The organism is Xanthomonas prunicola (assembly GCF_002846205.1).
In the GTDB taxonomy this organism is placed as follows: domain Bacteria; phylum Pseudomonadota; class Gammaproteobacteria; order Xanthomonadales; family Xanthomonadaceae; genus Xanthomonas; species Xanthomonas prunicola.
This window is the reverse complement of sequence record NZ_PHKV01000002.1, coordinates 544,784-567,829: the sequence shown is the minus strand read 5'-3', so window position 1 is coordinate 567,829 and position 23,046 is coordinate 544,784. Positions and strand designations below refer to the sequence as shown.

The window sequence follows — 23,046 nt, the reverse complement described above, 5'->3', positions numbered from 1 at the left end:
GTCAGCAAGGTCTGCAGATCGTCAGCTGAGCGCTTGGGGCCTTAGATGCGCCAGATGGACAAGGCCAGCGTCTCATGCGCAGCAAGGCGTTCCTTGGCACTGGCGCGGTCTACCTGGCCAGCAGGACTTCCGGCGCAGCACTGTGGGCCGTGGATCAAGGACCCAGTCACTGCATCGAAGTCGCGCCTCACCGCGCCGCGCGCAGCAAGGCATCCTCGGTGATCGCGTTGGTCAGCACCGTGGGCAGGATCGCCGGCGGAGCACCGGGGCCGTAGACCACGTATAGCGGCACGCCAACGGCCTGGTGCTGGTCGAGGAAGGTGCTGATGGCAGGGTCGACATTGGTCCAGTCGCCTTTCATGTAGACCGCATCGACGCGGCGCAGCGCATCGCGGAAGTCGGCGCTGCCCAGCACGTTCTTTTCGTTGGCCTTGCAGGTCACGCACCAGTCGGCGGTCATGTTGACGAAGACCACGCGGTTGTCGGCGCGCAGGCGGTCCAGCAGTTGCGGCGAGAACGCCACCACGCCCTCGGCCGCGGTGGCGGCCGGCAGGCGCAGGCGGGTGACGCCCACTACCGGCACGATGGCGAGCACCAGCATCGCTGCGGCCAGGCGCATGCCGGCGCGGTTGCTGTTCCAGCGGCTGCGCTCGAAGCACCACAGGCCCAGCGCCAGCAGGGTGGCACCGACCAGCATCAAGGCCAGTGCATCCACACCGCGCTGCTTGCCCAGCACCCACAGCAGCCAGATCGCGGTGAGATACATCGGGAACGCCAGCACCTGCTTGAGCGTTTCCATCCACGCGCCAGGCGTGGGCAGGCGCCGCGCCAGCGAGGGCACGAAGCCGATCAGCAGGAACGGCAGCGCCAGGCCCAGGCCCAGCGCCAGGAACACCAGCATCGCCAGTAGCGCCGGTGCAGTGAATGCGTAGGCAAGGGCCGTGCCCATGAATGGCGCGATGCAGGGGCTGGCGACCACGCAGGCCAGCACGCCGGTGAAGAAGTCGCCCAGCGGCCCATTGCGCGCGGCCAGCGACTGGCCGATGCCGCCCAGGTTGCTGCCCAGCGTGAACACGCCCGACAGGCTCAGCCCTACTGCAAACATCAAATACGCCAGTGCGGCAACGAACCACGGCTGCTGCAGCTGGAAGCCCCAGCCGGCGGCCTGCCCGGCTGCGCGCAAGCCGATCACCAGCCCGCCTATGGCGGCGAAGGACACCAGCACACCCAGCGAGTACCAGATGGCGTGGCTGCGTGCGTGGCCGCGGCTCTCGCCGCTATGCGCCAGCCCCAGCACCTTCAGCGACAGGATCGGCAGCACGCACGGCATCAGGTTGAGCACCAGCCCGCCGAGCAGGGCCAGCACCAGCATGCCCAGCAGGCCCTTGTCGGTATGTGGCGGCGGCGTACGCTCCGGATTGCCGGCCGAGGCGTCGGCGACCGGGTCGGTAGCGCTGGCGGGGGGCGCAGCAGGCGCGGGTTCGACAGGCAGCTGGCCGGCAGCCAGCGGCGAAATCATCAGCGGGGCGGCCTGCGCCTGGTTTTGCGGCGACACCGTCCCGGCCGGCAAGTCGAGGCTGACGCGGCGGGTCATCGGCGGGTAGCAGATACCGTCGGTCTGGCAGCCCTGGAAGGTGGCCACCAGGGTCACCCGTGCCGGGTCGGGATGCTCGCGCAGCAGCGGCAAGGTCACTTCGGCCTGGTCGAAATACACCACCACATCGCCGAAGTGTTCATCGCGGTGGGCCTTGCCCTGCGGCCAGCGCGGCAGCCCGGTACGTACGCCGCCGACGCCTTCCAGCGCCAGCGAGGTGCGGTCGCGGTAGATGTAATAGCCCGGCGCCGGGGTGAAGCGCAGCAGCAGGCTGTTGCCGTCGCCGACGATGGCTTCGAAGTTGAAGGCTTGCTCGGCCGGCAGCGGCAATGCATCCACGCCGGCGGTCTGGCCGGGGGCACCGAACAGGCGCGGGCCGGCGGCACTGCGCGGCACCAGCGCACCCAGGTTTTCGCGTTGCGGGGCGGTGCCAGGCGTACCGGCTGCCTCGGCGGCGGGCAGGTTGACGCGGATCTCGCGCCGCTGCGGCGGATAACACACGCCGGCGTCGGCGCAGCCCTGGTATTGCACCTGCAGGACAGCGGTCTTCATGGCAGGGTCGGCCTTCCCGGCCAGGGTGGCCTGCAGCTGCTTGCGGTAGGTCTGCACCTGGCCGAAGAACTCGTCGTGCTTGCTCTCGCCTTCCGGCAGCGCCAGTTCGCCAGCGGCAAAGCCCTGCCCGGATTTGACGCTGATGCGGTGGCGATACAGGTAATAGCCTGGCGCGATCTTCCAGGTCAGCGCGATGCGGTCGCGGCTGTCGGCGGTGGCGCTCAGCGCAAACGCCTGGTCCACCGGCAGCAGGTCGGCTTCGGTCACCGCGGCCTGCGCGGGCGCGGGCGCCAGCACCACCAGCGACGCGGCGAACACGGGGGCGGCCAATAACGCGCAGCGGGCGATCCAGTGGGACAGAGACTTCATGGACGTCAGAATTCCTTAGCGGGTATCGGCCCGGACCCAATCGAGATACGCCGGCAGCCCGGCGCTGGCTTGGACAGCGACCGCCTCCGGCAGTTCATAGGGATGCAGCGCCCGCAGCCGTGCGATGGCGTCCGGCAGGCGATCCTCCCAGGTCTTGATCAGCAGCTGTACTTCGGTGCTGCGCTCGATCACGCCATTCCAGCGGTACAGCGATTGCGCGCCAGACAGCTGGGTGACGCAGGCCGCCAACCGCTCTTCAAGCAACGCATGCGCGATGCGGTCGGCGCTGTCGGCGTCAGGGCAGGTGCTGAACAACAAATGGAGGGAAGAGGCGTTCATTCGGCCCGGCAGTGTAATCCCCTGTCTGCGGGGGAGCGACTGCGCGTTCCGGAACACGGCGTCAGCTTCGCTGGATTGGCGCTGCAGGCGGCCGGTGCGGTGGCGGTTCGATGGTCTCTGGGTAGCCGAATGGATGCGCCGGGCTGCGACGAAGGCATCCACGCGCGCGCCGATGAACCCCGTACGCCGGGTGGCTGTCCGGCGCCGTATGCACCGCTGTCCGATGCGTTCCTGAGGGCATTCCGCGCCAGTCGCAGATTTGCGCAGGAACCATACGGCTACCCCGCGATCAGCAAGCGAGCTCCGCTCCTCCCGGCAAGATGGAGTGGAGCGACCCATTCCCCAGGCCCGGCACGGCGATACGCCGGTTTGCGGAGTGCATGCGCGCCGGTTGCCGACGCCGATGGTCGCGCCGCAGGCGGCATCGGCCGCCGCGCAACGCCAGCTGGCGCCCACGCTACGATCGGCGAGAGGCCGCCGGTCGGCTGCCGCCGCTGGCATCGGACAGCACGCGGCTATCTGGCACGCGCGCAACGCGGCTCCAGCCATACCGGCCCGACGCAGCATGCGTCGGGCCGGTGGGGCTCAGTTGGCCAGCTGGCAACTGGCCGGTTTGGCCGAGGTGAACAGGCTGGCGGTGGCCCATTCGGGGTGATCGACGAATGGGTTGCGGTTGCCCTGGAAGCTGAAGATCACCTGGTTGCGGGCGCGTTCTGCATCGTCCGGCGGGTCGGCCTGGTGCCAGGCCAGCAGCGTGTACAGCAGGCCCATGTAGGCGGGCGATGCCGAGGTCTGCACGATCTTGCTGCGGTCGTCGGTGAGTTCCAGATCCGGTTCGGACTGACCGGTGGTCGCATCAAGGCCGCCTTCGTAGCGGATCGCCATGTACATCACCGCCCGTGCCATGTCGCCCTTGCGCTTGCCCCACACCTCGAACGTGCCGCTGTTGCCGTCTGGCGTGCGTACCCAGTTGGAATTGCCCGGATAGCGCCCGCTGCCGCCGCCGCTGCCGTCGTTGACCTCGGTCACCCGTTCGCCGCAGCTGCTGGTGCAGGTGGCGTAAGGCTTGTTGCCGCGGTCGGCGTTGAAGGTGGTGTCGGTCAGGTACAGCATGTGGGTGTCGCTGTAGGGCGCATACGGCAGGCCGCGATCGCCGGTGGCGCTGCCGAAACCCAGCGAGTTGGGCCAGGTGTGCTCGCGGTTATAGGTCAGGCCGCTCCCAGTGCCGGCCCGGTCGCTGCCCTTGGCGTAGCTGCGGTTGCGGTAGGCGTCCAGGATCCGGCCGCTGTTGTTGGGATCCTCGTCGGCCATCTCCAGGATGGTCCAGGTGCTGGTGCCCGAGCCGCTGTACGGATAGACCGTGTGGCCCTTGATCACGGTGTGCAGCGAACAGCGCAGCTGGCTGGCATTGGCGGTGTTGACCCGCGCGTAGTAACCGGTACCGCCGCCGCTGGCGGTGGCCACGGTGAAGGCGATCGACTGGTTGGCGGCCGGGCTCAGCCCGCTGGCATCGCGGATGGCGCTGGCGGTGATCGCCAGGGTGCAACGCTCGCCGCCGACCAGCGCAGTGTTGGTCGACAGGCTGAAGCGGGTGCCACTGCTCGGGTAGCTCAGCGCCACCGTGCCGGAGCTGGCGCAGCTCAGCGCAAAGGCGCCGCTGCTCAGCGTCACCGCCTCGCTGAAGCCCACGCTCAGGTCGCCCGCCGCCGGGAAGCCGGTCGCGCCCTGGGTCGGGGTGGTGCTGGTGATCGTCGGTGCGCCGGTCGTGCCGCCACCGCCGCCGCCATTGAAGGTCTGGCCGCGGTTGCAGGCGCCGAAGGTCTGCGCCGCCGAGCCCGCCCAGCTGAAGTTGGCCGCTGCACTGCCGGTGCCGGTGAGTTGCAGCGAACTGCCGACCGCGCTGCTGTTGCTCTCGCTGACCGGCAGGTTCTGGCTGGTGACGCCGGCGGCAGGGCCGCCGCTGGCGGTGATGGCGCCTTCGTAACTGAGGAACTGCACCAGCTGCCCGCTGGGATCGACCAGCGCCACGCCGTCGTTGGGCCCGTTCTGCACCCCGTTGCTGGCGTAGCCGACCGTGGCCACGCGCACCTGGCTGCCGCAGCTGACCAGGCTGCCGGCCGGAACCGCCGTGTTGGCATAGACCGTGGCCGCACCCGGCGTGCTGCCGTTGTACAGATAGATGCGGTAGCCGCTCAGCGACTCGCCGGCGGTGGCCACCACTTCCACGCCTTCGCCGCTGTCGCCGGAGGCGCCTGCGTCGTCGTAATGCAGTTCGTTGATGAACACCGCCGCGTGGGCGGCGGGGACGGCCAGCGCGAGCGCACAGGCCAGGGGAAGCGTGCAGCTGGGGGACCAGCGCAAGGGGAAAACACGGGCACGGGACGGCAACCTCATCGACAGCTCCTTGTGATCGGGGAATGCGTGGCCGACTGTAAGACGTGCGCATGACAATCGGTGGAACCTGGTTCCATTTTTAGAGCGGCTGCTCCGGCGATTGCTCGGTGCGCACCGTCCGGCGTGCCAGTAGCCCGGTAGCCGGTCTCAGGCGCAGCCGGCGATTGCGCAGCCCGGTTCCCACCCGGCTGTCGGTCGCCAGCGGGGCAACGCGCGCCAGGGCGTATCGGCCGCTTCGTGGCCCTGGCACGCAACTGCCCGGCGAAAATTTTTTGCCCCCAGCCCTTGAAACCCGCCCGCCCAGCACAATCTCTGGCCCGCACCCGCTCTGTCGGGTTTTTTCCGCGCGCTGTGCTGGCAGTCGTCACATACGAGTGCTAACATCGCCGATAATTTCCAGACCAATCAATCACTTAAGAGGGTCTTTCTCTATGAGCATCAAGCCGCTTCACGACCGCGTTGTAGTCAAGCCGATCGAAGCCGACGAAGTTTCCGCCGGCGGCATCGTGATCCCGGACTCCGCCAAGGAAAAGTCCACCAAGGGTGAAGTCGTCGCCATCGGCGCCGGCAAGCCCCTGGACAACGGCAGCCTGCGCGCGCCGGTGGTCAAGGTCGGCGACAAGGTCATCTACGGCCAGTACGCCGGCAGCAGCTACAAGTCCGAAGGCGTCGAGTACAAGGTGCTGCGCGAAGACGACATTCTGGCCGTCATCGGCTGATCAGGCGCTATGCGCCGGGAATCGGGAGTTGGGAATCGGGAATGGGCAAAGCGGCTAACCCACTTCGCCATCCCACCCTGCCCCGATTCACGCTGTTGATCTACCGATTCCCCATTCCCTATTCCCCATTTCCGGAGTTACATACAAATGGCTGCTAAAGACATTCGTTTCGGTGAAGACGCACGTACCCGCATGGTTCGTGGCGTCAACGTGCTTGCCAATGCCGTCAAGGCCACCCTGGGCCCGAAGGGCCGCAATGTCGTGCTCGAGAAGAGCTTCGGCGCGCCGACCATCACCAAGGACGGCGTCTCCGTCGCCAAGGAAATCGAACTGGCCGACAAGTTCGAGAACATGGGCGCGCAGATGGTCAAGGAAGTCGCTTCCAAGACCAACGACAACGCTGGCGACGGCACCACCACCGCCACCGTGCTGGCCCAGGCCCTGATCCGCGAAGGCGCCAAGGCCGTGGCCGCCGGCATGAACCCGATGGACCTCAAGCGCGGTATCGACCAGGCCGTCAAGGCCGCCGTCATCGAGCTGAAGAACATCTCCAAGCCCACCACCGACGACAAGGCGATCGCCCAGGTCGGCACGATCTCGGCCAACTCGGACGAATCGATCGGCAACATCATTGCCGAAGCGATGCAGAAGGTCGGCAAGGAAGGCGTGATCACCGTTGAAGAAGGCTCGGGCCTGGAAAACGAGCTGGACGTGGTCGAGGGCATGCAGTTCGATCGCGGCTACCTCTCCCCGTACTTCATCAACAACCAGCAGAGCCAGTCGGCCGACCTGGATGACCCGTTCATCCTGCTGCACGACAAGAAGATCTCCAACGTGCGCGACCTGCTGCCCGTGCTGGAAGGCGTGGCCAAGGCCGGCAAGCCGCTGCTGATCGTCGCCGAAGAAGTCGAAGGCGAAGCGCTGGCGACCCTGGTGGTCAACACCATTCGTGGCATCGTCAAGGTCGTGGCCGTCAAGGCACCGGGCTTCGGCGACCGTCGCAAGGCGATGCTGGAAGACATGGCCGTGCTGACCGGCGGCACCGTGATCTCCGAGGAAGTGGGTCTGGCGCTGGAGAAGGCCACGATCAAGGACCTGGGCCGTGCGAAGAAGGTGCAGGTCTCCAAGGAGAACACCACCATCATCGACGGTGCCGGCGACTCGGCCACGATCGAAGCCCGCGTTGGCCAGATCAAGACCCAGATCGAGGACACCTCGTCCGACTACGACCGTGAAAAGCTGCAGGAACGCGTGGCCAAGCTGGCCGGCGGCGTTGCCGTGATCAAGGTCGGCGCCTCGACCGAAATCGAAATGAAGGAAAAGAAGGCACGCGTCGAAGACGCCCTGCACGCCACCCGTGCAGCCGTCGAAGAAGGCGTGGTCCCGGGCGGCGGCGTGGCCCTGGTGCGTGCGCTGGTGGCCGTCGGCAACCTGACCGGTGCCAACGAAGACCAGACCCACGGCATCCAGATCGCCCTGCGCGCGATGGAAGCCCCGCTGCGCGAAATCGTCGCCAATGCCGGTGAAGAGCCGTCCGTGATCCTGAACAAGGTCAAGGAAGGCACCGGTAACTACGGCTACAACGCCGCCAACGGCGAGTTCGGCGACATGGTCGCATTCGGCATCCTGGATCCGACCAAGGTCACCCGTTCGGCGCTGCAGAACGCAGCCTCGATCGCCGGCCTGATGATCACCACCGAAGCCATGGTGGCCGATGCACCGAAGAAGGACGAGCCGGCGATGCCGGCCGGCGGCGGCATGGGCGGCATGGGCGGCATGGATTTCTGATCCAGCCGGCGCAAGCCGAACGCAATACCGCAGTCAAAGGAGCCCCGCAGCGATGCGGGGCTTTTTTTATGCAGCGGCGCTGCGCATTGTCGTGCCGGTTGCAGCCGTGGTGAACACTCCAGTCTGGAACGACATTGCAGGCGCCAGGACATCCATGGCGTGCGATCTCATCGCAGCGGCCCTGGATCCAAGGAAGCCCCGCCGCGAGGCGCGGCCTGGATCATCGGCGTGCAGCTGCGCGTGCCTGTCTTGCAGCGTCAATGCAGCGTCGAAGGACGGCCGACTGTCGCGTCATCGCGGGTCGAGGGCGCCTGCGCATCGTCGAGGGTTGTCGGTGCGCTGGGCTCGGCAATATCGCTCTGCGTAGAAGCTTCCAACTCGGCGGTGGTCGGCGCTGTTGCGTCAGCGCTGGTCGACGGTTGTGGCGGACTGTTGTCCGGTGTTGCTGCGATGGGCGCAGCAACGCTGCCATCCTCCTCGATCTCGGTGATGGTCACGCGGCTGGTGCTCGGCCGCGCCGCGGTGCTGGCGTCCTGGATCGCCTGCAGCGCGGCGTCTGGAGCGACGTGCTCCTCGTAAGCCTGCAAGTGCTCCGGCGACAGCTGCAGCAGATACTGCAACGTGCGATGCGTCGTCTCCTGCAGCTCCTCCGGCGTGGAAGCAATGGTGGTTGCGAGCTGCGTGCCGTCGGGCCCGGTGAACAACCGGCCGATCTGCCGTCCACCCCAGTTCATCGCCGACTCGGTGGCGTTGGCGACCGGCCCGGGCATCGTCATCGCCATCAGTGACATGACCGCACCCGCATAGTAAGGCGAGGTGGACGACGCTTCGATCAGGCTCCGGTCGGCGAAGGTCTTGGCCAGTTTCTCGGCCGTAAGTGCCATGGCAATCACCATGCTGCCGCCGCACATGGCCTTGAAACGCTCCATCGCGTCCTGCCGGTTCGCATTCTTGTTGAAAGCCGACTGCAACATCACCGTCGTCACGACCGCGGTATCTGCCAGCGAATCCACCGTCCCGATCCGGTCCGGCTGAATCAGGTAAATCGCCGAACCGGTCACCGCCGTACCCAGCAAGGCCAACGACAATTTGGAGGCAACGTCGTCGTTGGACAGCTGCCGTGGAATCGACTCAGACCGGCCCTGGTCGTGCTGCAGCGCAGTGCTCAGGCGCTGGCAGCAACGATCGAGTGTTTCCAGCAGATGGGTGCACTGGGCATTGAGCGTACGGGTGAGTTCATGCCCCTGGCCCGGGCCGGTGAAGTCTCGGCGCACCTGTTGAAATGCATCCCGGCCGTTGAGCAGCACGGTTGCGATCTGGTCGAGCTGCATGCGCAGTTCCGCGCTGATCTGGCCGGGGGTCATGCCTGCGCGCGTCCGCTGCGCGTAGTCAGTGAAGCCCAATTGGTGCGCAGCGCTCGCGCGCAACCTCGACGCCTGGTCGCGCGCGCGATGACCCAAGGCGCTAATGCTGCTCCAGAGAAAGGGGGTGACCATCATCGCCGCGCACGCCGTTGCGGCGGCTGCGCCAAACCCCATGTTGTTTTCCAATGCTTCGGCTTGATGTGCCGCAGCGTGATTTTGGGTTTTCTTGCTGATTTCGAATGGCAGGAACAAACCATTAAGCAGGTAGGCATACAGATGCAGCTCGTCGGCGTCGCGCCCCAACTGCCCACCCCCAACGATCGGGATGGGAAGCCCGTCGGCGGTAGGGCGTAGTGCGGATGCCGACAACATCAAGACACTCCTGGCGGCGAGTGCAAGCGAATACGCAAACGTCTTGGCCTGGTTCGCCATGAACGGGCTTGGCACGAGCGCTGGCCAGGCATTTGCCAAGTTGAGCAGTGCCTTCAGCGCACGACCGGTTGCCGGCGTTCCGTGCGCCAGCGGATGCAGTGCGTTTTCTACAGCTTTGATGTCGCTCAGGAAGGCGTTACGGAAGCGCTCTTCCAGTCCGTTTTCAGGGTTTGAAATGGCCCCACGTAGCTGCGTGATGGCTGCGCTCAAACGCGCCAGGCTATGGGGCGCGGCCTGCTCTTGATCGAGCTGACGCACCATTTGCAAGAATGCGGGGTCGCTCGCGTGTACCTGCAGCATGGTGCGCAGATCTGAGATCGACCACAGGCCGGAGGCTGCGTGCGATAGCGCATCGGTCGTGTATTGCGTGCCGGTTGCCAGTGCCGAGCGCGCGCGCGCGAGCAGTCCTGTTTCGGTCGATGGTGCCGGCGTGGCCGCGGGCGGCGTTTCGTTGGAGGATGGCTCTGCCACGGTCCCGTGACTCGCAGTGGCGGCAGCGGAGGTGCTTGCGCGTCGACGGGGAGACAGGGCCGCCAAGGGCGCCGCGACGGGTGTATCTGGTGGTGATGCAGATGTCTGTCCCGCCACGCCGGTGTCGGGGCGCGTTTGCTCGTGTGATGTAGCGCCGGGGGATGACGATTCGGCGGCGTGCTGTGGTTGAATCCTCATGAGGTGGTTTCCTCGTTAGGGAGTGGCCGGGCTGCGGTGCGTGACCATGATTCGAGCAGACGCCATATCGATGCGCGCTTGATGCGAAATATTGCGCTGTCATGAGAAACAACGAGTGTTTTCATAGCAGCTCTTTCATGTAGTTTTCCTGGCTCATTAAAGGGCTGCTAACCCCCTGAATGTTGCCTCGTCGTTGACAAAATCGCGGACGTGACACATCGCAAATAGATCCCCATTGCGCTGTGCAAGCGCATCGAGCCACTGATTCTGCAATGAAGCGTTCGCCCAACGCTGCGACGGCCGCATATCGGTGATCGGGAAGTCCTCCATGGCAGCGTCTATGCGTTGCGCACGGCCGTGCATTGGGAGAATAAGCCGTTGGAGCTGGGCTATGCAGCGGCATTACGTGCTGTCGCCGGTTGCGTGATTGGCAGGAGGCCGGTGTGTGGCAGCGCCTGCATCAGGTGCCGCTGGACGCGTTACGACGCGGCCAGACGCCAGATCTGAGTCAGGCACGTCTGGACGCCGCCAGTGTGGCCCCCCAGGAGGGAATCACATACTGGGCCAAAAATCCGACCGATCGCGGCAAACTCGGCAGCAAACGACATCTGATCGTCGATCGCAACGGCGTGCCTTGGCTGTGTGCGTCACCGACGCCAATTGGCACGACTCGGTCGTGTCGGAGGAGTTGCTGGATGCGTTGCCTGCAATCGCCGGAAAACCAAGGCGTCCGCAACGCTTGCCTCGCAAACTGCATGCCGACAAGCCGACGACATCGAGCGTTGTCGCGACGTCCTCAAGCAGCGTGGCATCGTCGCGCCGATTGCACCCAAGTTAATCGGGCGCAATGACCGATTATGCCGTCATCGCTGGGTTGTCGAGCGTACGCATGCCTGGTTCGCGGGCATGGCCAAACTGCGCATCCGCTTTGAACGCTGCATCGATATCCACTTGGCGCTGCCCTTGCTTGCTCCATCATCTGCGTACTGCTTCCGCCTTGGTTGTAGCGGCTCTAAGAGCAGCCAACAACACTACTATGCAGCCGCCAGGCGTGCGCGGCCGGTGCTCGGAATCGGCATGTACCACGCGTACACTCCAGTTCCTGCGCGCCGTCCACACCCGCCTGGCAACTGCTCGCTACGTTTTGTTAGCCGCTCTAAGGCTAACCAGGATGCATCGCCCGGATTGTTACCTTTCACCCAGTCTGGCAATGCGCACTTGCCGGCCATGTGTTGCAGTTTCAGTGGTGATCCGATGGGTGGCCAGCGGTGGTGTCCCCCGGCTCATAGGCGCGCACGCTGCCAGCGTTACTCGCCGAAGCGGACACAGTGGCGTCGCTCTCTTCTTCGATCTCGTTGCCGATACCGCGATTAGATCCGCCCGGCGCGTGGGTACCGGCATCCCGGACCGTCCCATGCTCCATTGTGCCGCCGGCCTCCGTCGGCACGCGTGGCCCCGTAGCGGCGCCGGTGCCATCTTCGACTTCGGTGATGGTGACGCTGCTGGCGCGTGGCTGCGCCGCCGCACCAGCATCCTGGATCGCTTGTAGCGCGGCGTCTGCTGCCAGTCGCTCAAAGGCTTGTTGCTGCTCCGAGTTTAGTTCCAGGAAATACGCCAAGGTGGTGCGCGTCCTTTCAAGCATTCCTTCCTGGGTATCTGGCAGACCGGTAGCGAGCGGCGTGCCGTCCGGCCCGGTGAAGCTACGGGCGAACTGACGTCCTCCCCAATTCATTGCCAACTCCGCACCGCGAGCGACTGGTCCCGGCATCGTCAAGCACATCAGCCCAATCACCAAGCCTGCGTAGTATGGCGACGCCGACGATGCTTCAATGAGGCTCCTGTCGGCCGCGATTTTGGATAGCTTTTCAGCGCCGAGTGCGAGCGCCAGTACCATGCTGCCGCCGCACATGGCCTTGAAGCGCTCCATCGTATCCTGCCGTGTCGCGTTTCTATTGAATGCTGACTGCAGCATCACCGTTGTCACGATGGCCGTATCGGCCAATGTATCCGCGGTGCCGATCTTGTCTGGCTGGACTAGGTAGACACCCAGTGCGCTCAATCCCGAGCCCAAGAGCGCGAGTGAAATTTTGGAAGAGAAGTCGTCGTTCAACCGCTCTCTTGAGATCGATGACGGTTGCTCCTGATCACCCTGCAGGGCATCGCGCAGGCGTTTGCTGCAGCGGTCGAGTGTCTCCAATAGATGTGTGCATTGCCCATTGACGGTGCGGGTGAGCTCGCGCCCCTGGCCCGGGTCGCTGAAGTGTGAGCGCGCCTGCTGGAATGCGTCACGGCCAGCCACTAGTGCCGTCGTGATGTCTTCGAGCTGAGCGCGTAAGTGCATACTGATCTGGCCGGGCGTGAGGCTAGCGCGCCATTGCTGGGAGAGCGTGCCAAAGCCCACTCGCTGCGTGATGCTGGCCCCTAGTGTTTTTGCCTGGCGATACACTCGATTGCCGGTCGCACTGACGCTGCTCCAGATAAAGGGCGTGATCACCAGCGCCGCGCATGCTGTTGCCGCAGCGGCGGAAAATCCTAAATTGCCTTCCACCGATTCGGCTTGATGTCGCGTCGACGGAGAGCCGACTCTCTTTGCAATCTGAGTGCCCAGAAAAATTCCATTCAACACGCTGGCGTACAAGTGCAATTCATTGGCGTCGCGCCCCAACTGGCCGCCAAACAGGGGTAATGGGAATCCATCGGCGGTTGGGCGCGCTGCCGAGGCTGCGAGCATCATCACGCCCTTGGATGCCAACGCAAAGGTGTAGGAAAACGTCTTGGCTTGGTTGCCCAGCAATGGGCTTGGCACAGCTATTCGCCACAGATTTACCATGCTGGCCAGCGCCTTGACTGCCCGCCCGAGTGCGGGCGTCCCATGCTCCAGCGGTTGCAGGGCGTCTTCCACCGCCTTGATATCGCCAAGTATCTGTCGACGAAAGCCAGCCTGCAGCCGCTGCCCGTCTTCTCCCACTAGCAACTCGCGGAGTTGGGTGATCGTTGCACGGCACTGGGCCAAGCTGTGCGGCGCGGGTTGTTCGGGATCGGTCTGACGCACCCACTGCAAGAATGCAGGATCGCTCGCGTGGACCTGCAGCATGGTGCGTAGATCAGAGAGTGACCATAGATCCGAGGCTGCCTGCGACACCGCAGCAGTGGCGTGCTGTGTGCCGCTTGCCAGTGCCGAACCCGCGCGTGCGACGAGCCCTCTGGCGGTCGATTGCGTAGCAGTGGCGGAACGAGGCGGCTGGGGTGGCGCTGGCTCCGCGTTCGCTGCGTGGCTTGCTGCCCTGCCAGCGAAGGTGCTGGCACGGCGAGAGGGAAGTGCAGCCAGGGCGGCTGAGACCGGCATCGCCTGCGGCGATGCCGATGGTTGTATCTCGCCGCCGCTTTCGGCAGACACCTGCTCGTGTAACGTGTCCGCCGAAGAAGAGTGTGCGGTCGTTGGCTGTTGGATCTTCATGACTTGGTTCCTGGTGAGGTAAGCAGCAAATATTCACTCTTGCGTGCTGTCATGATCCGAACAGGGTCGCCCGCTCCCAAGCGATGGCACGAAACGCTGCGCTGCAGAAAGAAGCAGCGGCCGCGTGTTTGATGCATCTTTTTTCATATCTTCATGCCAATACGGCGCGATGACGGAGCGGATGCCTGCTAACCGGCTTGGCACCCGCATCCGTTCTGCTTTTAGATCCGGCGCATGCTGAAGGTGCTTACTTGGGGCGTGGTCGGTCCGCGTCTGTGGCCGAGGAATGCTCAGGCATGGCGGCAGACCCGGTCTCTTCTATCTCGGTAATGGTCACACTGCTCTGTGGTGCCTGCGGCGGCGTTTGGCTCGCTGCTGCCTGGATCGCTTGGGCAACGTTCTCGCCGACCCCTCTGGCGTAGTGCTCCCGTTGCTCTGGGTCAAGGCCTTCTACATATTGGGCGGTGGCTTGCATGTGCTCCTGCATGTCCTGGAAGGAGGTGGGCGTCCGTGTCGCGAGTTCGGTTCCGTCCGGGCCGGTAAAACGCCGCAACAGACTGCTTCCTACCCAGTTCATCGTCAGCTCTGCGCCGCGTGCGATCGGTCCCGGCATGGTGACCGCCATCAGCGACATGATGGCTCCAGCATAGAACTGTGCGTTGGGCGACCCCTCGATCAGACTCTCGTCGTTCAGTACCTTGGATAGTTTGTCGGCACCCAACGCAAGCGCGATGACCATGCTGCCTCCACACATCGCTTTGAAGCGGTCCATGGCGTCTTGACGTGTGGCCAGCCTGTTCCACGCCGACTGTGCCATCACCGCCGTCACGATCATGGTGTCGCTCAACAGATTAAGCGTGCCCAATCGATCCGGTTGCACGAAGTACACGGTGGAACCAGTCACGGTGGTGGCCAGTATCATCAATGCCAACTTGGAGGAAAAATCATGGTTGTGCAGTTCACGTGGGAGACTCGATGTCTGGTTGCCTTCGAGCTGCAGCGTGCTTGCCAGACGTTTGCTGCACCTGTCCAGCGTCTCCAGCAGATGCGTGCATTGTCCATTGACTGTTCTGGTCAATTCCTTTCCGCTTGGGTCGCCGACAAAATCCTGGCGCGCCTGTTTGAACGCATCGCTTGAGGCGTCCAGATGCGCGCGGATATCCTGCAGTTGCGCACGCAGTTCCTCACTGATCCGGGATGGGGTCAGTCGGTTGCGCACGCTTTGCGCTGCGTTATTCAGGCCAACCGACTGCGCGAGACCCGCCCTCAGGCCCGCTGTCTGGTCCAGAACCTTGTTGCCGAGTTTGCTGAGGCTGCTCCACAGGAACGGAGTCAGCATGATGGCTGTAAACGTCACCGATACGCTGGCGCCGTAGCCGATGCTGTCGCCTACCGCCGCGGCTTGCTTCTTGGAGCTTTCATTGCCGAATTTGTTCTTCGCAAGTTCGTTGCCCAGAAAAAGCGTGTTGATCAGGCCGTTGTAGAGGTGCCATTCGTTCGCATCGCGACCCAGTTGGCCATTGGAGAACACAAATGGGTACCCGTCAGCGGTGGGGCGCAGTGCGGACATCGAAACGGCGAGCACGCCCTTGGTGGCGGTAGACATCGTGAAGGCGAAGGTTTTCGCCTGCTTGGCGAGCAGTGGGCTTGGAACCAGCACGGGCCATAAATTGACTAGGTTGCCGATCGATTTCAAGGCTCGGATCGCCTTAGGTGCGCTATGACCTAGCGGCTGAAGGGCGTCTTTCACTGCCTTGATGTCGCTCAGTAACTGCTTGCGGTGATGCTCGGTCAGACCCGGCGCCCGCGCAGGCGTGATGAGGTCTTCGAGTTCGTCTATCTGTTGCCGGCACGATGCCAAGGTATGCTGCATCGGCTGCTCCAGGTCTTCCCCCTGCAGAATCGCCAGGAATTCGGGATCGTGTGCGTGTATTTGTAGCATCGTGCGCAGATCCACAAGCGAGTAAAGATTGACCGCGCCCGAGGACAACGAGCTGGTGAGCTTTTGCATGCCATTAGCGGCACTGGAGCGGACTCTGGAAAGGAGGCTTGGGGATGCTCCATCGGTCAGGGTCGACTGGGCCTGTACGGAGGATGCTTGAGAAGACGACCTGCTTGGTCGGGGAGTGAGGTGAGCAAGCTCGGAACTTTCCTGGGTAGGGGAGGGCTGGTCCTGGGCGACCGTCGTCGGGAGTACGGGCTCGCTCTCGACGGAAATCGGGGGCACGGACGATGAGACAGGTGCAGACGATATAGACGGCTTGTGCATATGACTACGCGCTCCATTGCTGACTCGTTGAAAAAAGGAGTTACATGATGCTTGGTTATAATCGGAGCAAGCTCGACCACCTTTGGTTGATAAGCGAAATTTGCGACTTCCAAGAGAAGCGAGTAATGGATTTTTCTCGCGCCCAAGCGCTGCGATGCCAGGCCCTTGACGAGGTGCGCATCGTTTCCCTTGTGAAAGCCGTTTCTGTTCTATGCCTCTACGAATTCAGACATGTCTGTGCACAGAGCGGCATGCTGGACGTGCTGCACTTTATGGATTCCCTACACCTTGCCGTGCATGCCAGGTGATTCGTCGCTAATTGCGCGCGGTGCTGGGGATCGACTACCTGGGCCTGCCTATGAATCGTTTTTCGCCGAAGCTGGCTCTCTACTAGCGCACGGCGTAGTGCCGCCGGGTTTTGCACCGGTGCGGGGAAATTCGCACCAAAATCAGGTAGTCATTATCCGAATTGGTGCAAGTTGTCTGCTCGCCATACCGTGCTAGCCGCATGTGCATGCTTTATCGGGTCGGTCTGCACCATAAAAGTGCTGATGAAGCGGAGTCGCTGAACGCGATCAAGTCGTTCGCTCGCGCCAGACATTGCGAAACGGTCATCAAGCGCGCTTATCCCGCCGAGTAGCCGTTCACTGCTGTCGGCGGCGTTCACTGCCTTACGCATTAGGCAATGAGAAGCCCAGGGAACCTCTGAACAAACCACGGCAGATGCGCGACACTATTGCCACACAGTGAAGAATCATCCATGCAACTGACGTTCGGTGACTCTGAGGGCCTGGGCAAGCGCAAGCAGACCCGGCGCGAGATCTTTCTGGCCGAGATGGAGCAGGTCGTTCCGTGGCCGCACTTGCTCGGGCTGATCGCGCCGCACTATCCGGTGTCGGGGCGCCCTGGTCGACAGCCATACGCCCTGGCGAGGATGTTGCGGATTCATTTGCTGCAGCGGTGGTATGCGTTGAGCGATCCGGCGATGGAAGAAGCGCTGCACGAGATCCCGACCTTGCGGCGCTTTGCCCAGCTCGGTGGCTTGGACGACATTCCCGACGCGACCACGATTTTGAACTTTCGGCGCCTGCTGGAGACCCATGGCCTTGCCGGACGGATACTGGAGGCGGTCAACGCGCATCTGGCGCGCCAGGGTCAGAGCCTGCAGTCGGGTACGATCGTCGATGCGACGCTGATCGCTGCGCCCAGTTCGACCAAGAATGCCGATCGCGCGCGCGACCCCGAGATGCATCAGGTCAGGAAGGGCAATCAGTGGTATTTTGGGATGAAGGCGCACATCGGCGTGGATGCGTTTTCCGGGCTGGTGCACCACGTCCATTGCACAGCGGCCAATGTCGCCGATGTCACGGTGACGCACACGTTGCTGCATGGCAAAGAAGACAGCGTGTTCGGCGACAGCGGCTATACCGGCGCGGACAAACGCGACGAACTGCAGGCGTGCAAGGCTGCATTCTTCATCGCCGCCAGGCCCTCGACGATGCAAGGCATCGGCAACAAGCGCGAGCGTGCTCGGGAACAGCGTTGGGAGCCCTTCAAGGCCAGCGCGCGCGCGACGGTGGAGCATCCATGCCGGGTGATCAAGCGCCAGTTCGGCTACACCAAGGTCCGCTATTGCGGCCTGGTCAAGAATACGGCGCCAGTACTGACGTTGTTTGCGCTGTCAAACCTGTGGATGAAGCGAAAGCAGTGACTGCCTGCGATGGGGAGCGTGCGCCTGTGCTCCGTGGAATTCCCACGGAAAGAGCCAGAAATGGCGAGAAATCCGAAGATTCAAACGCGACTCTCCGGAACGATGCGACATTCCGCGCTCTCAGGCCGCGTTGTTCAGAGCTTCCTTAGGGATGTCGGGCCGTTGTCCAGCGTATTGACAGCCTTGTCGCTGCATAGCAGTTTTGTTGGGCACTTGAGGCAGGGGGCCATGCGCGTACTGGGGATGCCGTGATCGACGACGTCTCTTTTCTCAACCTGCATCGGGGATTCCAGCATGCACCGTTACCAACGGACCCTTCTCGCGTTCTGCACCGTGACCGCGCTTCATTGCACTCCACCGGCGATGGCGCAACAAACCACAGACCTGGGCGAAGTTATTGTCACCGGCTCGCGCATCAAGCGCGCGCAGGTCGAAGGCGCGCAGCCGGTGGTCACCATCAGCGCGCAGCAGATCCAGCAGGAAGGCTTCGCCACCGTCTATGACGTGCTCAACAGCATGAATCAGCAGGGCTCGGTGGAAGCCGATACGCAGTGGGGCTCGCACACGCCCAATGCCTCGCCGATCAATCTGCGCGATCTGGGGCCGGGCCGCACCCTGTTGCTGGTGAACGGCCATCGCGTGGCCGATTACCCGCTGCCCTACGGCGGCGAAAGCAACTTCTCCAACTACAGCAATATTCCCTCCGCAGCCGTGGAGCGCATCGACATCCTCACCGGCGGTGCGTCGGCGATCTACGGCTCCGATGCCGTGGCTGGCGTGATCAACGTGATCCTCAAGCGCGACTATCAGGGCGACCAGGTGCGGTTGCGCGGTGGCACCGCGACCGAAGGTGGACGCGATAGTTTCGACGTGTCGTGGGCCGGCGGGCGCACCGGCGAGAACTGGAGCCTGACCTACGCCCTGCAGGCCACCAAGCGCGACCCGCTGAGCGGACGCGATCGCTCCAAAATGGACGATTCGGACGACATGTCCTATTCCAACTGGACCGGGCAGAACCGCCTGTACGGCTTCAACCCATTCACCGGTCTGAGTCTGATCGACGCCAATACCAACCAGCGCCTGGCGCCACCGGCCGGTACCTGCGCGCGCTTCGGCGGTGAGTTCATCGACGGGCAGCGACTGAGCTACAACCAAAACACCGGCGCGCTCACCAACGCCGGCAGTTACTGCGGCGTGGCACACGATTACGGCGACTGGGGGCTGGTCACCGGCAGCGAGGATTATTCGGCGTATCTCTACGGGACCTGGAAGTTCGGCGAACACACCGAAGCCTGGGCCACGCTATCGGCCAATCGCAGTATCGGCCGCTGGACCTACGACCCGCCTTACGCCTATCTGGGCCCGTTCCAGGACGCGGCGACCGGTCGCTCGTTGAACCTGATCCGCCAGCTCACCCGGCGTGAAGCCGGCGGCTGGGACCGGCTGGCCAACTACAACAAGGAACAATCCTGGGATCTGAGCGCCGGCTTGCGCGGGGTGTGGTCCGACCGTTTCGATTGGGAATTGAGCGTCGGCCGTTCGCGTTACACCGTGGACGAATACATTCGCACCGTGGATACCGCGCGCGCCACCGACTACTTCCTCGGCAGCTCCCTCGGCACCGCGGCCGATGGCACGCCGATCTATGCGATCAACGAAGCGCGCTTGTACACGCCACTGTCGGCGGACCAATACGACGCCCTGGTCGCCAAGTCGCACAACTCGGCGTATTCGTGGGTCAATCAAGCCAGCTTCAGCGTGAGCGGCGATGTGGTGCAGGGCTGGGCCGGGCCGATCCGCTTCGCCACCGTGGCCGAAGTCGCAAAGCAGGGCTATCAACTCTCGCCCGATCCGTGCGCCAACGAGTGCTACCCGGTGGACGTGGTGGACAGCGGTGGCGGCGAACGCATGCGCAGTTCGGCGGGTTTGGAATTCCAGATTCCGTTGCTCTCCACGTTGAGCGCGAATGTGGCCGGTCGCTACGACCGCTACGGCAATTACCGTTCTTCGGCTGCCATCCCCACGGATGTGGGCACGCAGAGCGACACCACCTGGAGTGCCGGTCTGGAATGGCGGCCGGTGGAAAGCCTGCTGGTGCGCAGCACGGTGGCCACCAGTTTCCGCGCGCCGGACATGCATTACGTGCTGGGCGAACCCAGTTCCACCAATCAGACGGTGATCGATCAGTACCGCTGCATTTCGTCGGGCGCGTACCTGACCGGCGGCTGCAACGACGAAAACAACAACATCTACTACACCGTGGATGTCAATCGTCGCGGTACCCCGGATCTCCGCTCGGAAACCGGCCGCTCGTTCACCGGTGGCGTGGTATGGGACATCGCCCAAGGCCTGTCGTTGAGTGTGGATTACTACCGCATCCAACTGCAGGAAATGATCAAGGATCTGGACCGCGATGAGATCCTGTCGGCCGAAGCTGGCTGCCGCACCGGCACCACCATCAGCGGCGGCACCTGGAACAATCCGGGCGGCGCGGGCTATTGCGACACCATCACCTCACGCGTGAGCCGCAATGCCGACGGCACCATCGCCAGTATCGAGCGCGGCCCGATCAACCTGGCGCAGATGGAAACCTCCGGCATCGATGCGGCGTTGAAGTATCGCCTGGCCACCGCTGGTTGGGGCAATTTCCAGTTATCGCTGGACTACAACAATCTGATCGCCTATCGCGAGCAGATCTATCGCACCGACAGCGACGAAAACCGTCGCGACGAACGTGTGCGCAGTCGCGTGCGCGGCAGCGTGCATTGGGACAACGGTGGTGCCTGGGACTGGACCGTCTACTTTCGCCGGATTGGCTCGATGCGCGCCGTCAACTGGGGCACCTGCGAACGCTTCGACGACGGCTATCAACCCAGCGCCTCCGATGCGTGCCTGGTCACCGATACCGCCAACGTGCACCTGGGCGAAACCAGCAAGCGCTACTTCGGCCGTGTGGGCCCGGCGATCTACTGGAACCTGAGCACTGGGTACAAGATCACCGACCACGCCAAGGTCAATTTCTACGTCAACAACGTCTTCAACGAAGTGGGCTACGACCATAAGGAACGTTTCTATGGTTACGGCTTCTACAACACCACGTTGTTCAATCCGATCGGCCGCGAAGTGGCGGCTGAGTATGTGTTTACGTTCTGAGTGATCGCAGCGCACCCGCACGTCACGGTTGGTGTGGTGGTGTGCGGGTGCCATATGCCGGTGTTGCAACGGAGTGGAAGAGTCTGCAATCGCGGTGGCGATCGCAGCTATCAGCGAAGCCAACATGGGCGCTCGGCCACATGTGCCTTGGCGTCGTACGACGCCACGTTCGGCACTGAGATGTATGTGTTGAGTTGGCGACGTGGTCGCAATGCACCCGGTAGATCGCTGGTGCCGCGCCGAAGCATACGCGGCCTTTTGAGATGGCGATGCTCCCGGTGTGCCGTGACATCTGTTGAGGCAACCCGTTAGATCACTGCTTCATTGATTGGTCGCATCGAGACGATTGGCCACAGCGATGCCGCCACCCAGCAGGTGGGTTATCGGCCCTGCACCCTGTGCCGAAATCACCGCTTCAACGATCATTGCGCTTCGATGTGCATGCCGGCCAGCGGCGGCACAGGACGTTTGCTCAAACCTGTGCCCGGTCCGTTGCCGATGAAACAGTGGCAACGGCCAAACGTGCGTGGTATCAATGCACCCAATGAACGCACCCCGCAGCCAGTTTTACTTTTGGTACTACGGTTTTCCGATGCCGCTGGCGGAGGACGGATTGCGCTCACCCTGAAGGAGACTTCAGCAGCATTCCCGAAAAGCCGCCAGCGCACACTGGCGGCTTTTTTGTTGCCGCCGCGCCTGGCTCCCTGATGCAACACCGCCCACCGAGACACTGTTATGCCGCCTGTGACCGATGACCTGCGTATCCGCAAGATCGAAGCCCTTGCCCCGCCCTCGCAGCTGCTATCGCTGCTGCCCTGCGACGAGCGTGCCTCCGAAACCGTGACCAATTCGCGTGCCGCGCTGCACGAGATCCTGCATGGCCGTGACGACCGCCTGGCGGTGGTGATCGGGCCCTGCTCGATCCACGATCCGGTCGCGGCGATGGACTATGCACACCGCCTGCGCCCGCTGCGCGACCAGTTCGGCGACGCGCTCGAAATCGTGATGCGGGTGTACTTCGAAAAGCCGCGGACCACCATCGGCTGGAAGGGCTTGATCAACGACCCGGATCTGGACGGCAGCTTCCAGATCAACAAGGGCCTGCGCGTGGCGCGCGGTTTGCTGCGCGATATCAATAATCTCGGGCTGCCGGCGGGCGTGGAATTTCTCGACATCATCTCGCCGCAATACATTGCCGACCTGGTGGCCTGGGGCGCGATCGGCGCACGCACCACCGAGAGCCAGGTGCATCGCGAGATGGCCTCGGGCTTGTCGTGTCCGGTGGGCTTCAAGAACGGCACCGGCGGCGACGTCAAGATTGCGGTGGACGCGGTGGGCGCGGCCTCGCATCCGCATCATTTCCTGGCCGTGACCAAGGACGGACATACCGCCGTGGCAGCGACGGTGGGCAACCCGGATTGCCATGTGATTCTGCGCGGCGGCAAGCAGCCCAACTTCGATGCGGCCAATGTGGAAGCGGCCAGCCAGGTGCTCAACACGTCCGGCTTGCCGGCACGCTTGATGATCGACGCCAGCCACGCCAATAGCAGTAAAAACCCAGAGAATCAGCCCAAGGTGATCGACGACATCAGCCGTCAGCTGGAAGCAGGCGAAACGCGCATCGTCGGCGTGATGGTGGAGAGCCACCTGGTCGGTGGGCGCCAGGAATTGGTGCCGGGTTGTGCGCTGACCTATGGGCAGAGCATCACCGACGGCTGCATCGGCTGGGATGCCTCGGTCCAGGTGCTGGAACGTCTGGCGACAGCAGTGCGCGCGCGCCGTGCGCGACGGATTGCCGAGGCTGCGTGAGTTGCAGACTGCATCATCAGCGGCGGCAACGCTTGCTGATGCTGCATGGCGCATCGCCAACGGCCAGTGATGACGAGGCAGCGCGTTGGCTGGCTTGCGTTGCGTCCTCGTTCGCACCGTCCACCGGCACTGCAGTGAGGACATCGGGCAGCGCGCGAGCGAGCGCGCGCTGATGGCCGCTGCAGACCGAGAACGTCGGGCCGGCGCAGGGAGCCGGCCCGACGGATTGGACACCACCGAGTGATGGCCCGTTTCGCTCCGTGGAAGGAGGGGGAGAGCGCCTTCCTGTCACTTCAAGCGAGCGGGCAGTCACGTTATCCGCCCAACGCGTGACCTTGCGATGTCGCTGCATGTCGGCGGCGGCAATGAAGTGTGAGAAGCGTTAAACGCACGGGCTGTTGATGCCGAATATTCAGCACAGCACCAG

Annotated in this window: 13 protein-coding genes, 1 other RNA gene and 1 pseudogene; 9 read left to right on the top strand and 6 right to left on the bottom strand. The window is 63.6% G+C overall.

Annotated elements, in window-relative coordinates; translation table 11 throughout:
* Positions 1-187: 187 nt before the first annotated feature.
* From XpruCFBP8353_RS08910 to XpruCFBP8353_RS08900, 3 genes are all read right to left on the bottom strand, one after another.
* A complete protein-coding gene (locus XpruCFBP8353_RS08910) occupies positions 188-2,515 on the bottom strand; it encodes a protein-disulfide reductase DsbD family protein (protein WP_101362894.1) in 2,328 nt (775 codons plus the stop codon).
* A 15-nt stretch (positions 2,516-2,530) separates the two neighbouring features.
* Complete coding sequence (gene cutA, locus XpruCFBP8353_RS08905; RefSeq protein ID WP_101362893.1) at positions 2,531-2,854, bottom strand: divalent-cation tolerance protein CutA; 324 nt, start codon at positions 2,852-2,854, stop codon at positions 2,531-2,533.
* Between the two features lie 585 nt (positions 2,855-3,439).
* Positions 3,440-5,248, bottom strand: coding sequence for an endonuclease (locus tag XpruCFBP8353_RS08900; protein WP_101362892.1), 1,809 nt, complete (start codon positions 5,246-5,248; stop codon positions 3,440-3,442).
* A gap of 431 nt (positions 5,249-5,679) precedes the next feature.
* Here XpruCFBP8353_RS08900 and XpruCFBP8353_RS08895 point away from each other — a divergent pair, with 431 nt between their 5' ends.
* Entirely contained in the window at positions 5,680-5,967 is a 288-nt protein-coding gene (locus tag XpruCFBP8353_RS08895) for a co-chaperone GroES (RefSeq protein WP_003483210.1), read from the top strand.
* Positions 5,968-6,114: 147 nt separating this feature from the next.
* A complete protein-coding gene (groL, locus tag XpruCFBP8353_RS08890) occupies positions 6,115-7,755 on the top strand; it encodes a chaperonin GroEL (RefSeq protein WP_101362891.1) in 1,641 nt (546 codons plus the stop codon).
* A 257-nt stretch (positions 7,756-8,012) separates the two neighbouring features.
* Here the strand turns inward: groL and xopX (XpruCFBP8353_RS08885) are convergent, their stop codons facing one another.
* The gene (gene xopX, locus XpruCFBP8353_RS08885) at positions 8,013-10,220 is read right to left on the bottom strand and encodes a XopX family type III secretion system effector (protein ID WP_101362890.1); all 2,208 of its coding nucleotides are present in this window, start codon (positions 10,218-10,220) and stop codon (positions 8,013-8,015) included.
* A 228-nt stretch (positions 10,221-10,448) separates the two neighbouring features.
* Between xopX (XpruCFBP8353_RS08885) and XpruCFBP8353_RS23920 the strand changes: the two are divergent.
* A pseudogene (locus XpruCFBP8353_RS23920) lies at positions 10,449-11,222 on the top strand (IS5 family transposase); the annotation flags it as partial.
* Between the two features lie 75 nt (positions 11,223-11,297).
* Positions 11,298-11,373: non-coding RNA, sX9 sRNA (locus XpruCFBP8353_RS08875), on the top strand.
* 87 nt (positions 11,374-11,460) lie between these two features.
* Here the strand turns inward: XpruCFBP8353_RS08875 and xopX (XpruCFBP8353_RS08870) are convergent.
* Both xopX (XpruCFBP8353_RS08870) and xopX (XpruCFBP8353_RS08865) read right to left on the bottom strand, forming a co-directional pair.
* Positions 11,461-13,677, bottom strand: coding sequence for a XopX family type III secretion system effector (gene xopX, locus XpruCFBP8353_RS08870; RefSeq protein ID WP_133125637.1), 2,217 nt, complete (start codon positions 13,675-13,677; stop codon positions 11,461-11,463).
* A gap of 247 nt (positions 13,678-13,924) precedes the next feature.
* Positions 13,925-15,946, bottom strand: a complete 2,022-nt coding sequence (xopX, locus tag XpruCFBP8353_RS08865) for a XopX family type III secretion system effector (protein WP_407071307.1) — start codon at positions 15,944-15,946, stop codon at positions 13,925-13,927.
* Between the two features lie 47 nt (positions 15,947-15,993).
* Between xopX (XpruCFBP8353_RS08865) and XpruCFBP8353_RS08860 the strand changes: the two genes are divergently transcribed.
* The 5 genes from XpruCFBP8353_RS08860 to XpruCFBP8353_RS08845 all read left to right on the top strand — a co-directional run bounded on the left by XpruCFBP8353_RS08860 (position 15,994) and on the right by XpruCFBP8353_RS08845 (position 22,619).
* Positions 15,994-16,254 carry a hypothetical protein gene (locus XpruCFBP8353_RS08860; RefSeq protein WP_133125636.1) on the top strand — a complete coding sequence of 87 codons (261 nt, stop codon included), beginning with the start codon at positions 15,994-15,996 and terminating at the stop codon, positions 16,252-16,254.
* A gap of 452 nt (positions 16,255-16,706) precedes the next feature.
* Positions 16,707-17,657, top strand: a complete 951-nt coding sequence (locus XpruCFBP8353_RS08855; protein WP_101362887.1) for an IS5 family transposase — start codon at positions 16,707-16,709, stop codon at positions 17,655-17,657.
* A 363-nt stretch (positions 17,658-18,020) separates the two neighbouring features.
* The gene (locus XpruCFBP8353_RS08850) at positions 18,021-20,810 is read left to right on the top strand and encodes a TonB-dependent receptor plug domain-containing protein (RefSeq protein ID WP_101362886.1); all 2,790 of its coding nucleotides are present in this window, start codon (positions 18,021-18,023) and stop codon (positions 20,808-20,810) included.
* Between the two features lie 324 nt (positions 20,811-21,134).
* Complete coding sequence (locus XpruCFBP8353_RS23385; protein ID WP_133125635.1) at positions 21,135-21,518, top strand: hypothetical protein; 384 nt, start codon at positions 21,135-21,137, stop codon at positions 21,516-21,518.
* 27 nt (positions 21,519-21,545) lie between these two features.
* Positions 21,546-22,619: a 3-deoxy-7-phosphoheptulonate synthase gene (locus tag XpruCFBP8353_RS08845; RefSeq protein ID WP_101362885.1), complete on the top strand. Its 1,074-nt coding sequence runs from the start codon at positions 21,546-21,548 to the stop codon at positions 22,617-22,619.
* Positions 22,620-23,046: the final 427 nt, after the last annotated feature.